The organism is Streptomyces sp. NBC_01551 (assembly GCF_026339935.1).
In the GTDB taxonomy this organism is placed as follows: domain Bacteria; phylum Actinomycetota; class Actinomycetes; order Streptomycetales; family Streptomycetaceae; genus Streptomyces.
The window spans coordinates 3,090,392-3,102,857 of sequence record NZ_JAPEPX010000001.1 but is presented as its reverse complement, the minus strand read 5'-3'; the positions used below and the strand labels follow the sequence as shown (position 1 = coordinate 3,102,857).

Genomic DNA, 12,466 nt, shown 5'->3' with positions numbered 1-12,466 from the left:
ACGCAGCTCACGCACGACGTACGCGAACGCACGCGCTGGAGCCCGGTCGGTCACGACCGCGGGTCGCGCCGTGCCGTGCCCCGGAGTGGGGCACCGCGTGATCGCCCCGGGGGGCGCCGGGGGCGCGCAGGGGGCGCGCAGCTTGGTATCGCAGGGCCGCAGGCTCGGGAAACGGCGGGGTTCCCGAACGGAGCGGCCCTTTTCGGCATGCCCGGGGTGCGGTGTTTTGCCGGAACGTTCAACCCGTGCAGGGGCCGGGTTTCGGCGGGTTCCAGGGCGCTGACCTGGGGCGTTGGGGGCGCGAATGAGGTTTATCCGATGTTGCTCATACTTGAGGGGGAATCGGAGTCTCTTGGGTGGTTCGCCGGGGATTCGGTGGGCAATTCTGATCTCGCGACGACGTCACCGCACAGAACGACCCGGGCAGTCGGCCAACTGCCTTGGAATGAAGCCAACTTCGGTTTTCTGGAGGACAAGAACATGGCAAGCATCCGTACCGCCCGCGTCATCGCTGCTGTCGCCTCGCTCCCCCTCGCCCTCGCGGTCTTCGGCGGGGTGGCCTCGGCCGACAACGGCGCCCTCGCGAACGACGGATCGAATGCGAGCGTCGCCGGCATCGTCGGCAGCGGCGTCGGTGGCAGCAACCACGGCAACTCCTCCACCTCGCAGCAGGTCGCCACGGGCTCCGGCGCGTCCAACCAGAGCAACTCCGCGCAGGTCAACGGCTCGGCGTTCACGGCGATCAACCAGGAGAACCAGAACATCGCGGTGAACTTCCACCCGTGGTGGTAGATGCTCCCTGAGCTGCTCTGACCACTGAGGGCGCCTGTGTGACCGGACCGGCTGGGGTCCGGTAGCGCAGGCGCCCTCGCGCGTTCCCGACCTTGACACCGACCAGGAATCTGACGGACAGTCAGGTTCACTCGTCCGATGTCATTGGGAGGCCCGCGCCGTGCACCTCGCCCCGACCGAAGGCCAGTTGAGGCTCCGCGCCGAACTGCGGGCGTACTTCCGCGACCTGCTGCCCGACGGGGTCCCAGAAGACCCCGCCGCCCAGCGCGCGCTGCTGCGCCGCATCGGTGCCGACGGGCTGCTCGGCCTCGGCTGGCCCGTCGAGTACGGAGGCCAAGGCCGCGGCCCCGACGAGCAGTTCGTGTTCTTCGACGAGGCCTACCGGGCCGGGGCGCCCGTCTCCATGGTCACCCTCAACACCGTCGGCCCGACCCTGATGAAGTACGGGACGCCGGAGCAGAAGGACTACTTCCTGCCCCGGATCCTGGCGGGGGAGATCGTCTTCGCGATCGGCTACTCCGAGCCCGAGGCCGGCACCGACCTCGCCTCGCTGCGCACCCGGGCCGTCCGCGACGCCGACGCCGACGCCGACGACGGGAACGGGATCGGCGACGGCGACTGGGTCGTCGACGGGCAGAAGATCTTCACCTCCAACGCCCAGAACGCCGACTGGATCTGGCTCGCCTGCCGCACCGATCCGCAGGCCCCCAAACACAAGGGCATCTCGATCATCTTGGTGCCCACCGACGCCCCCGGGTTCGCCTGGACCCCCATCGAGACGGTCGGCGGCCTCACCACCACGGCGACGTACTACGACTGCGTCCGCGTGCCGGCCGGCAACCTCGTCGGCCCCGAACACGGCGGCTGGGGGCTGATCACCAACCAGCTCAACCACGAGCGCGTCGCCCTCGCCGCCATCGGCATGCAGGCCGAGGACTTCTACGACGGCGCGCTGCGCCATGCCCGCACCCCCGACCCGGTGACCGGCGAGCGCCCGGCCGACCAGCCATGGGTGCGCTCCCGGCTCGCCGAGGCGCACGCGCGGCTGGCGGCCTTACGCCTGCTCAACTGGCGCCTCGTCCAGGACGTGGGCGGCGGCAGCCTCGCCCCCGGCGACGCCAGCGGCGTGAAGTTCCTCGGCACCGAATCCACCGTCGAGGTGTACCGGATGTGCCAGGAGGTGGTGGGCGAGGAAGCCCTCGTGAGGGGCCCCGCCGCCTTCGCGGGCGGCGAGCTGGAGCGCATGAACCGGGCCGCCCAGATCAACACCTTCGGTGGCGGGGTCAGCGAGGTCCAACGGGAGATCGTCGCCATGATGCGGCTCGGCATGAAGGGGAGGAAGAGATGACGGCCACGGCCGACGAAGAAGCGGCCCGGTTCCACGAGCTGCTCAAGGCCTTCGAGGGGCTGCCCGCCGCCACCGCCGGACGGGCCAAGGACGCGGTCAACGAGCCGATGATCCGCCACTGGTGCGAGGCTATGGGCGACACCAACCCCGCCTACACCGGTCCGGAGGCCATCGCACCGCCCACCATGCTCCAGGCCTGGACGATGGGCGGCCTCTCCGGCCACAGCGACCGCTCCGGCGCCTACGACGAACTCCTCGCGCTCCTCGACGGCGCGGGCTGTACCTCCGTGGTCGCCACCGACTGCGAGCAGGAGTACCTGCGGCCGCTGCGCCCCGGCGACGCGATCACCTTCGACGCCGTCATCGAGTCGGTGTCGCCGCGCAAGACGACCAAGCTGGGCACCGGCCACTTCGTGACCACCCGCATGGACGTCCACGCGAACGGCGAACTCGCCGGCACACACCGCTTCCGGATCCTCAAGTACCTGCCGGCGGCCACGAACGCGCGGCCCGCGAAGCTGCGGCCCGCAGAGCCGCAGCCCGTGAAGAAGGCTGCGGAGAAGGCCGCGGAGAAGGCCGCCCAGCGCCCCCGCCCCGTGATCAACCGCGACAACCAGGGGTTCTGGGACGGCGTCCGCGCGCACCGGCTGCTGATCCAGCGCTGCACCACCTGCGCGACGCTCCGCTTCCCTTGGCTCCCCGGCTGCAACGCCTGCGCGAGCCCGGACTGGGACACCGTCGAGGCGTCCGGAGCCGGCACGGTCTTCTCTTACGTCGTCATGCACCACCCGCCGTTCCCGGCCTTCGACCCGCCGTACGCGGTCGCGCTCGTCGAACTCGCCGAGGGCGTCCGCATGGTCAGCAACATCACCGGCGTCCCGTACGACAAGGTCCGCATCGGCATGCCCGTCCACCTGGAGTTCCTGCGCGTGGACGAAGAGCTGGAACTGCCCGTCTTCCGGGGGAGCGAGGCCTGATGGACTTCCACCCCACCGAGGAACAGGCCGCCGCGGCCGGCCTCGCCGCCCGGATCTTCGGCGACCTCGCCACCCACGATCGCCTCGCCGACGCAGGCACCGGCAGCGACGCCGAACTGTGGAAGGCGCTCACCGCCGCCGGTCTGACCGCCGCCGTCGAGGACGTCGGACTGCTCGGCCTGGTCCTGCTGCTGGAGGAGCAGGGCCGCACCACCGCGCAGGTCCCGTACGCCGCCACCTGCGCCTACGGGATCCTGCCCGTCGCCGGACACGGCAGCCCCGAGCAGCGTGCCCGGCTGCTGCCCGCCCTCGGGACGGGCGAGGCGGTCGCCACCGGCGCCTTCCCGGCCCGCGGCACGATCGCCGCCGCGCCGGACGGACGGCTCACCGGCACCGCACCCGTCGTGCCGTGGCTGCGCGAGGCCACGCACGTCCTGGTCCCGGACGCGGACCGGGCCCTGTGGCTCGTACGGACGGACGCGCCCGGTGTCGGAACGGAGCTGGTGCAGACCACGGCCCCGTGGTCGGCGGGCCGACTGACCCTGACCGGGGCGCGGGCGGAGCGGCTCGGCGCCGACGACGCCTACGAGCAGGTCCTGGCCGCCGCCCGGACCGCGTTCGCCGGGCTCCAGGCGGGGGTCTGCGCGGGCTCGCTGGCCCGCGCCGTCGAGTACACCTCCACCCGTGAGCAGTTCGGCAGGCCGCTGTCCACGAACCAGGGGGTCATGCTGCGCGCGGCCGACGCCTACATGGACACCGAGGCGATCCGGGTCACCGCCTACGAGGCGGCCTGGCGCATCGACGAGGGTCTCCCGGCGCGCGAGCACGCGCTGACGGCGGCCTGGTGGGCCTCCGAGGCGGGCAAGCGGGTCGTGCACACGGGCCAGCACCTGCACGGCGGGATGGGAGCCGACCTCGACCACCCCGTCCACCGCCACTTCCTGTGGGGGCGCCAGCTGGACGCGTACCTGGGCTGCGGCAGCGAGCTGCTGGCCGAGCTGGGCGCGCTCATCTGCGCCGAAGACTCCGAAGCACCCGAGGGGGACGACGCATGAACGTCGGCGACGCACTGCCGCCGCTGGAGATCCCGGTGACCCGCACGCTGATCGTCGCGGGCGCGATCGCCTCGCGCGACTACCAGGACGTGCACCACGACGCCGAGCTCGCACGGGCGAAGGGCTCCCCGGACATCTTCATGAACATCCTGACCACCAACGGGCTGGTCGGCCGGTACATCACCGACCGCCTCGGGCCGTCCGCCGTCCTGCGCAAGGTGGCCATCCGGCTCGGCGCCCCCAACTACCCCGGCGACACGATGACCCTGACCGGAACCGTCACCGCCCGGGACGGGGACACCGCCGAGATCCGCGTGACCGGCGCCAACAGGATCGGCCACCACGTCACCGGAACCGTCACCGTCACCCTCGGCGCCCTGGCCACCCTCGGCACCCCCCGCGCCGAGGAGGGCCCGGCATGAGCGTCCGCAACCGCGACGGGCTCGGCGGCCGCGCCGCCATCGCCGGCATCGGAGCGACCGAGTTCTCCAAGGACTCCGGACGCAGCGAGCTCAAACTGGCCGTCGAGGCCGTTCACGCCGCGCTCGACGACGCCGGGCTCACCCCCGCCGACGTCGACGGCATGGTCACCTTCACGATGGACACCAGTCCCGAGATCACCGTGGCCCAGGCGGCCGGCATCGGTGACCTCTCCTTCTTCTCCCGCATCCACTACGGCGGCGGCGCCGCCTGCGCCACCGTCCAGCAGGCCGCCCTCGCCGTCGCGACCGGGGTCGCGGAGGTCGTGGTCTGCTACCGCGCCTTCAACGAGCGGTCCGGCCGCCGCTTCGGCTCCGGCGTGCAGCAGCGCGAGCCGTCGGCGGAAGGCGCCTCCCTCGGCTGGTCGCTGCCCTGGGGGCTGCTCACCCCGGCCTCCTGGGTGGCGATGACCGCCCAGCGCTACCTGCACACGTACAACCTGACGCCCGAGGCCTTCGGCCATGTCGCGGTCACCGACCGCAGGCACGCCGCCAACAACCCCGCCGCGTACTTCCACGGCAAACCGATCACCCTGGCCGACCACGCCGCATCCCGGTGGATCGTCGAGCCGCTGCGGCTCCTCGACTGCTGCCAGGAGACGGACGGCGGTCAGGCGCTCGTCGTCACCAGCACCGAACGGGCCAGGGACCTGCGCCGCGCCCCCGCTGTGATCACCGCGGCCGCGCAGGGCGCCGGTCGCCGTCAGGAGGCCATGACCTCCTTCTACCGCGACGACCTGACCGGGCTGCCGGAGATGGACGTCGTGGCCCGCCAGCTGTGGCGGACCAGCGGCCTGCGCCCGTCGGACATCGACGTCGGCATCCTCTACGACCACTTCACGCCGTTCGTGCTGATGCAGCTGGAGGAGTTCGGCTTCTGCGCGCCCGGGGAGGCGGCCGCTTTCATGGCCGCCGACGCGCTCCCGGTCAACACCCACGGCGGCCAGCTCGGAGAGGCGTACCTGCACGGCATGAACGGCATCGCCGAGGCCGTGCGCCAGTTGCGCGGCAGCTCCGTCAACCAGGTCGCGGGCGCGGCGCACGCCCTGGTCACGGCCGGCACCGGGGTGCCGACCTCCGGCCTGATCCTCGGCGCGGACGGCTGAATCCCGGCCGGGACGCCCGGCCGCGAACCGGTACCGGGGGACCCCGTTCCCTCCACCTTCAGGAGGTGGGGCGGGCCCCGCCCCTACAACCTGAGACGGATCCCGCTTCGGCACCTGCGGCCGATCCCAGAAGAGGAGCGCGCTCATAGCGTGGAGGCATGACCACGCCTGTGTGCACGCTCGCCTCGAATCCGACGCCGTACCCGTCGTTCTCGGCGTACGTAAGGACCCGCGGCACCGTCCTCATGCGCACCGCCCGCTCGCTCACCGCCAACCCGTGCGACGCCGAGGACCTGCTCCAGACGGCCCTCACGAAGACGTACGTCGCCTGGGACAGGATCGAGGACCATCGCGCCCTGGACGGCTACGTCCGGCGGGCCCTGGTCAACACCCGCACCTCCCAGTGGCGCAAGCGCAAGGTGGACGAGTTCGCCTGCGACGAGCTCCCCGAGATCGAAGAGGCCCCGGCCGCCGACCCCGCCGAGGCCCAGGCGCTGCGCGACGCCATGTGGCGCGCGGTCACCCGGCTGCCCGACCGGCAGCGGGCCATGGTCGTCCTGCGCTACTACGAGGACATGACCGAGGTGCAGACCGCCGAGTTGCTCGGGGTCTCGGTCGGCACCGTCAAGAGCGCCGTCTCCCGCGCCCTGGTCAAGCTCCGTGAGGACCCGGAACTCACCCCGGTCCGCTGATCGGGCGATGTTTCACGTGAAACACGCACGCCCGTGTTTCACGTGAAACATCGCTCCGGCGTCCTCACACAGCGATTACCCGACGCGTTTGTACCCTCGGGTAGTGACATGCCGACCGGTACGTGCGCAGAATCGGCAGCATCCGTAGCCGCCGCAGCGCCGCAGCGCCCACCGGGAGGACGCTTTGCTGAGCACCATGCAGGACGTACCGCTCCTCGTCACCCGCATACTCCAACACGGGATGACGATCCACGGTAAATCCCAGGTCACGACCTGGACCGGGGAGGCAGAGCCGCATCGCCGCAGCTTCGCCGAGATCGGTGCCCGAGCCACCCGCCTGGCCAACGCGTTGCGCGATGAGCTCGGTGTCCAGCAGGACGACCGCGTCGCCACCTTGATGTGGAACAACGCCGAGCACGTCGAGGCGTACTTCGCGATCCCCTCCATGGGGGCGGTGCTGCACACGCTCAACCTCCGGCTGCCTCCTGAGCAGTTGATCTTCATCGTCAATCACGCCGTGGACCGCGTCGTGCTGGTCAACGGCACCCTGCTGCCGCTGCTCGCGCCGCTGCTGCCACACCTGCCCACCGTCGACCACGTCGTGGTCGCGGGCGTCGGCGACCGCTCCGTGCTCGAAGGCCTCGACGTGCGCGTGCACGAGTACGAGGAGCTCATCGAGGGCCGCCCCGACACCTACCCCTGGCCCGAACTGGACGAGCGCCAGGCCGCCGCCATGTGCTACACCTCCGGCACCACCGGGGACCCCAAGGGCGTCGTCTACTCGCACCGCTCGATCTACCTGCACTCCATGCAGGTCAACATGGCCCAGTCGATGGGGCTGACCGACAAGGACACCTCCCTTGTCGTCGTCCCGCAGTTCCACGTCAATGCCTGGGGCCTGCCGCACGCGACGTTCATGACCGGCATCAACCTGCTGATGCCGGACCGGTTCCTGCAGCCGGCCCCGCTCGCCGAGATGATCGAGCGGGAGAAGCCCTCCCACGCCGCGGCCGTCCCCACCATCTGGCAGGGGCTGCTGGCGGAGGTCACCGCCAACCCCCGCGACCTGACCTCGATGAAGCAGGTCACCATCGGCGGCGCGGCCTGCCCGCCCTCGCTGATGGAGGCCTACGACAAGCTGGGTGTCCGGCTCTGCCACGCCTGGGGCATGACGGAGACCTCCCCGCTGGGCACCATGGCGCACCCGCCGGGCGGCCTGAGCGCCGAGGAGGAGTGGCCGTACCGGATCACCCAGGGCCGCTTCCCGGCGGGCGTCGAGGCGCGCCTGGTCGGCCCCGGCGGCGACTTCCTGCCCTGGGACGGCGAGTCGGCGGGCGAGCTGGAGGTACGCGGAGCCTGGATCGCGGGCGCCTACTACGGCGGCGCGGCCGGCGAGCCCTTCCGCCCCGAGGACAAGTTCAGCGCGGACGGCTGGCTCAAGACCGGCGACGTCGGCGTGATCAGCCCGGACGGGTTCCTCACCCTGACCGACCGGGCCAAGGACGTCATCAAGTCCGGCGGTGAGTGGATCTCCAGCCAGGAGCTGGAGAACGCCCTGATGGCCCACCCCGAGGTCGCCGAGGCGGCGGTCGTCGCCGTCCCCGACGAGAAGTGGGGCGAGCGCCCGCTGGCCACCGTCGTCCTCAAGGAGGGCGCGACCGTCGACTACACCGGGCTGCGCGCGTTCCTCGGCCAGTCGATCGCCAAGTGGCAGCTGCCCGAGCGTTGGACGCTCATCGAGGCCGTCCCGAAGACCAGCGTCGGCAAGTTCGACAAGAAGGTGATCCGCAGGCAGTACGCGGACGGCGAGCTGGACGTCACCAGGCTGGACTAGCCCGGCCGGGGTCTACCGTCCCTGGCTCACTTCGTCAGCCAGGGACGCAGCAGCCTGCTGACGGCCGGCATCGCCAGATAGGTCATCAGGGTGCTGAAGACGACCGCGAAGGCGGCCGTCCGCAGTACGAAGTGCAGGTCCACCAGGTACGGCCCGAGCACCGCGTTGCCCGCGAGCGAGATCGGGAAGATGGCCAGCCCCGAGCTGACCGCCATCTTCCAGCGCGGCGGCGCGGGCCGGGTCGTACCCGGCTTGGCGAACCAGGTCTCCATGCCGTGCAGTTCCCGCCGGGCTATCTCGGTGTGGTGGTGCCCGAGGCAGTTCGAGAACCACTGGGCGCGCTCGGCGGAGTCCTGCCACCGCTGGAACGCGGCCTCGTTGCGGAAGCGGTGCACCAGGAACCAGGGGCCTCCCTGCGTCGCCGGGCGGAACAGCCCGTACCCGAGGTGGTCCGGGAAGGTCGCCGCGGTCTCCAGGATCCCGTGGGCCCAGGCCTCGAACGTCTCCTCGTGGCCCGGCTCCACCTGGCGGGCGATGAGCAGGTTGACCTCCCCGTTGTCGGCGGGGACGGTGTGTTCGGACGCGTCGATGATGGCCATGCGGCCAGGATGACTAGTTGGTTCCGATCTTGGCCAGCAGGTCCACGATTCGGCCCTGTACGTCCGCCGTGGTGGCCCGCTCGGCGAGGAAGAGCACGCTCTCGCCGGAGGCCAGCCGCGGCAGTTCGGCGGGATCGATCCCGTCCGTCGTGTAGACGACCAGCGGCGTCCGGTTCAACTGCCCGTTGGCGCGCAGCCAGTCCACGATCCCGGCTCGCCGCCGACGGACCTGCATCAGGTCCATGACCACCAGGTTGGGCCGCATCCGGGTCGCCGGCTCCACCGCGTCGGTGTCGGCTCCGGCCCGGGCGACTTGGAGGCCGCGCCGCTCCAGCGCGGCCGTCAGCGCGGTCGCGATCTCGTCGTGCTCCTCGATCAGCAGCACGCGGGAGGGGTGCTGTTCGCTGTCCCGGGGCGCGAGCGCCTTGAGGAGAACGGCGGGATCCGCGCCGTACGCCGCCTCGCGGGTGGCGTGCCCCAGCCCGGCCGTTACCAGCACGGGAACCTCGGCGGCCACCGCGGCCTGGCGCAGGGACTGCAGAGCGGTCCGGGTGATGGGCCCTGTGAGCGGGTCCACGAACAGCGCGGCGGGGAACGCGGCGATCTGCGCGTCCACCTCCTCACGGGAGTGCACGATCACCGGGCGGTAGCCGCGGTCGCTGAGCGCCTGCTGGGTCTGCGCGTCGGGCGCGGGCCACACCAGCAGCCGGCGCGGGTTGTCCAGCGGCTCCGGCGGCAGCTCGTCGTCCACGGGCAGCGGTACGGGCCGGTTGACCACCTCGACGGCGCCCCCCGGGCCGTCCAGCGGCTCGGGACCCTCGGCGGAGCCCGCCTCGGGGGCTCCTATGGCGAACGCCCGTCCCTGGGGCGCGGGCTCGGCGAGCCGGCGACGGCGGCCGGAGCCGGAGGCGTCGACCGAGATGCCCTGGCCCAGGGTGCCGAGCGCGCGGACGCTGATGGGCTGCCCGGACTCCGCCGGGGCCTCCTGCGGCCGACGGGCACCGGGTACGGACACCGGCCCGGCGGCGGCCTCGTCGTCATCGGGGGTCCGAGCGGCCGGTACGGGCCACGCGGGGGTCGCGGGCAGCGCGCGGCGCCGCCCGGTCGGGGGCACCGGTCCCCCGGAGTCCGGCGCGGCCTCGGCGGCCTGCGTGTCGGGGGTCTCGGGCTGCGCGGCGGGGGCGCTCAGCGTCCGGCGGGCCCGCCGTCCGCCCGGGGTCTCACCGTCGGCGTCGGCCCCGGCGGGAGCGGGCACGGCACCGGCCATGGCGTGGGCCTGCGGTACGGAAGGCGCGGCCGGAGCCGGAGGCACCGGAGCCACCGGCGCGGCATCCGGAACCGGCGCGGCATCCGGAACCGGCGCGGCATCCGGAACCGGCGCGGCGGCCGGGGTCGGCCCGGCGGGCAGCGCGAAACCGCCCTCGGGAGCGATCGGCCGGGCCGAGGCCGGGGCCGGAGCGGCAGCAGGAGAGGCGAGCCCCGTCGCCGGCACCGGACCGCCGGGCCGGGCCGCGGGACCGGCCGGACCCAGCGCCCGGCGGCGCCCCGCCGGATGCTCGGTCACCGGGATCGGGGGCACCGGCACCGGCGGCAGCGCGGGCATGGCGGTGCCCTGCGGGGGCACGGGCCGCCCGGGGCCGCCCTGGCCGCCGTCACCGCTGCCGTCGCCGTCCCGGCCGCGACGGCGCCCGGTGCCCAGGCCCGCCGGATTCACCGGGGACTGCGCGAGCTCGGGCCCCGCGTCGGGGGCGCCGTCCTCGCCGCCGCGCCGCCGCCCGGACGGCAGCGCCAGCGCGCCCCCGCCCTCGCGACCCTCGCGGCCCTCGACGGCCTTGGCGGCCTTGGCGGAGGCCGCTCCGGCGGCCTCGGCCGCCTCGTCCTCCAGGAAGGCGTCCACACCGCGCCGGGCACGCCGCCCGCCGGGAGCGGCGGCGGCGCCCGCCTTGGCCCCGTCCCGGTCGTCCGAGCCGTCCTCGGCGCCCTTGCCGCTCTCCGGCTCCTGCGCCGGCTCGGGCAGCGTCACCGTCCCGGCTCCCGCACCCAGCGGCAGCTCCAGCACGTAGGCGCCGCCCGGAGCGCCCGGGACCTCGACGGTCTGGAGCACCCCGTCGTGCGCGGCCACGATGCCCCGCACGATCGGCTCGTGCACCGGGTTGCCGCCCTCGTACGGCCCGCGCACCTCGATCCGTACGACATCACCCCGCTGCGCGGCGGCCACCACGATCGTGGAGTCCATGTACCCGCTGCCCTGGGGCGTCTTGCCGGTGGCGTCGACCCCGGCGACGTCCGCGACCAGGTGCGCGAGCGCGGTCGAGATCCGCTCCGCGTCCACCTCGGCCTCGATGGTCGGCGCGTGGATCGCGAACTGCGCCCGCCCGGGGCCGATCAGCTCGACGGCCCCGTCGACACCGGCCGCGACGACCGTGTTGATCAGGACCTTCTTCTTGGCGAGCTTGTCGGTGCCGGCGTCCAGGCGCTGGAAGCCGAGCACGTTGTCCACCAGCGTGGTCATCCGGGAGTACCCGGCGGCCAGGTGGTGCAGCAGCTGGTTGGCCTCCGGCCACAGCTGGCCCGCGTCATCGGCGGCCAGCGTCGCCAGTTCGCCGCGCAGTTCGTCCAGCGGACCGCGCAGGGAGTCCCCGAGGACGGCCAGCAGCTGGGCGTGGCGCGCCGCGAGCGCGTCGTAGCGGCGCCGGTCGGTGAAGGTCATCACGGCGCCGACGAGCAGTTCCCCGTCCCGTACGGGCGAGGTCGTCAGGTCCACGGCGACCGGCTGTCCGGACTTGTTCCACAGCACCTGGCCGCGGACCCGGTGCTTGCGGCCGCTGCGCAGGGTGTCGGCGAGCGGGGATTCCTCGAAGGGGAACGGCGAGCCGTCGGCGCGCGAGTGCTGGATCAGCCCGTGCAGCTCGCGGTTGCCGAGATCGGTGGCGCGGTAGCCGAGGATCTGCGCGGCGGCCGGATTGACCAGGACGACCCGGCCGTCCGTGTCGGTGCCCACGACGCCCTCGGCGGCGGCCCGCAGGATCATCTCGGTCTGCCGCTGCGAGCGGGCCAGCTCGGCCTCGGTGTCCACGGTTTCGGAGAGGTCCCGTACGACGAGCATCAGCAGCTCGTCGCCGGTGTACGAGGGCTGGGGCTCGCGGTAGGCGTCGCGGCCGTCGAGATGGGCGCTGGTGACCTCTACGGGGAACTCGGAGCCGTCGGTGCGGCGCGCGATCATGCGCTTCGGCCTGGCGCGGCCGCCCTCGTCCTCGCCGGGCCGGCGCATGGAGCCGGGGATCAGCTTGGAGTCGAACTCGGGCAGGAGGTCGAGCACACCGCGGCCGACGAGCCCGGTGCCGGGGCTCTCCATGACCTCAAGGGCGATCGAATTCGCGTTGACGACCGTGCCGTTGGCGTTGACGAGCAAAAGCGCGTCCGGAAGAGCGTCGAGTATTGCTGCGAGGCGAGCAGCGCCTCGGGATGGCCTGCTGCTCACGACGAGCTTCCTCCCTGACCACAACTACCGGCATGTCACGGGAGGAGTCTAAGGGCACAGCCCCGCGGCGGGGTGGCGGATGCGGGGTGGATCGCGCGGATCC

The 12,466-nt window shown here is 72.8% G+C and carries 10 protein-coding genes; 8 read left to right on the top strand and 2 right to left on the bottom strand.

Annotation, left to right across the window (positions count from 1 at the left end):
- The first annotated feature begins 480 nt into the window (after positions 1-480).
- The 8 genes from OG982_RS13830 (at position 481) to OG982_RS13795 (ending at position 8,283) form a co-directional block, all read left to right on the top strand.
- Positions 481-792 (top strand): hypothetical protein, encoded by a 312-nt coding sequence (locus OG982_RS13830; RefSeq protein ID WP_266786940.1) that lies wholly within the window; start codon positions 481-483, stop codon positions 790-792.
- A gap of 160 nt (positions 793-952) precedes the next feature.
- Positions 953-2,140, top strand: coding sequence for an acyl-CoA dehydrogenase family protein (locus OG982_RS13825; RefSeq protein ID WP_266948611.1), 1,188 nt, complete (start codon positions 953-955; stop codon positions 2,138-2,140).
- On the top strand, positions 2,137-3,117 hold the full coding sequence (locus tag OG982_RS13820) for a bifunctional MaoC family dehydratase N-terminal/OB-fold nucleic acid binding domain-containing protein (protein WP_266786944.1): 981 nt from the start codon (positions 2,137-2,139) through the stop codon (positions 3,115-3,117). Before OG982_RS13825 ends, OG982_RS13820 begins: the two co-directional genes overlap by 4 nt.
- Positions 3,117-4,172 (top strand): acyl-CoA dehydrogenase family protein, encoded by a 1,056-nt coding sequence (locus OG982_RS13815; protein ID WP_266786946.1) that lies wholly within the window; start codon positions 3,117-3,119, stop codon positions 4,170-4,172. Before OG982_RS13820 ends, OG982_RS13815 begins: the two co-directional genes overlap by 1 nt.
- Positions 4,169-4,594 (top strand): MaoC family dehydratase, encoded by a 426-nt coding sequence (locus tag OG982_RS13810; RefSeq protein ID WP_266786948.1) that lies wholly within the window; start codon positions 4,169-4,171, stop codon positions 4,592-4,594. Before OG982_RS13815 ends, OG982_RS13810 begins: the two co-directional genes overlap by 4 nt.
- Positions 4,591-5,757 carry a lipid-transfer protein gene (locus tag OG982_RS13805; RefSeq protein ID WP_266786950.1) on the top strand — a complete coding sequence of 389 codons (1,167 nt, stop codon included), beginning with the start codon at positions 4,591-4,593 and terminating at the stop codon, positions 5,755-5,757. The genes OG982_RS13810 and OG982_RS13805 overlap by 4 nt, the downstream gene beginning before the upstream one ends.
- Before the next feature lie 158 nt (positions 5,758-5,915).
- Complete coding sequence (locus OG982_RS13800; protein WP_266786952.1) at positions 5,916-6,449, top strand: SigE family RNA polymerase sigma factor; 534 nt, start codon at positions 5,916-5,918, stop codon at positions 6,447-6,449.
- Positions 6,450-6,633: 184 nt separating this feature from the next.
- Positions 6,634-8,283, top strand: a complete 1,650-nt coding sequence (locus tag OG982_RS13795; RefSeq protein WP_266786954.1) for a long-chain fatty acid--CoA ligase — start codon at positions 6,634-6,636, stop codon at positions 8,281-8,283.
- 26 nt (positions 8,284-8,309) lie between these two features.
- Here OG982_RS13795 and OG982_RS13790 read toward each other — a convergent pair whose 3' ends face one another.
- Together OG982_RS13790 and OG982_RS13785 are read right to left on the bottom strand one after the other, a co-directional pair.
- Positions 8,310-8,882, bottom strand: a complete 573-nt coding sequence (locus tag OG982_RS13790; protein WP_266786956.1) for an antibiotic biosynthesis monooxygenase — start codon at positions 8,880-8,882, stop codon at positions 8,310-8,312.
- A gap of 13 nt (positions 8,883-8,895) precedes the next feature.
- Complete coding sequence (locus tag OG982_RS13785; RefSeq protein ID WP_266948610.1) at positions 8,896-12,363, bottom strand: PAS domain-containing protein; 3,468 nt, start codon at positions 12,361-12,363, stop codon at positions 8,896-8,898.
- Positions 12,364-12,466: the final 103 nt, after the last annotated feature.

Bases quoted from the DNA above. Each gene is read 5' to 3' on its own strand.
- OG982_RS13810 (WP_266786948.1), top strand. From the start codon at position 4,169: ATGAACGTCGGCGACGCACTGCCGCCGCTGGAGATCCCGGTGACCCGC.
- OG982_RS13820 (WP_266786944.1), top strand. From the start codon at position 2,137: ATGACGGCCACGGCCGACGAAGAAGCGGCCCGGTTCCACGAGCTGCTC.
- OG982_RS13805 (WP_266786950.1), top strand. From the start codon at position 4,591: ATGAGCGTCCGCAACCGCGACGGGCTCGGCGGCCGCGCCGCCATCGCC.
- OG982_RS13800 (WP_266786952.1), top strand. From the start codon at position 5,916: ATGACCACGCCTGTGTGCACGCTCGCCTCGAATCCGACGCCGTACCCG.
- OG982_RS13815 (WP_266786946.1), top strand. From the start codon at position 3,117: ATGGACTTCCACCCCACCGAGGAACAGGCCGCCGCGGCCGGCCTCGCC.
- OG982_RS13830 (WP_266786940.1), top strand. From the start codon at position 481: ATGGCAAGCATCCGTACCGCCCGCGTCATCGCTGCTGTCGCCTCGCTC.
- OG982_RS13790 (WP_266786956.1), bottom strand. From the start codon at position 8,882: ATGGCCATCATCGACGCGTCCGAACACACCGTCCCCGCCGACAACGGG.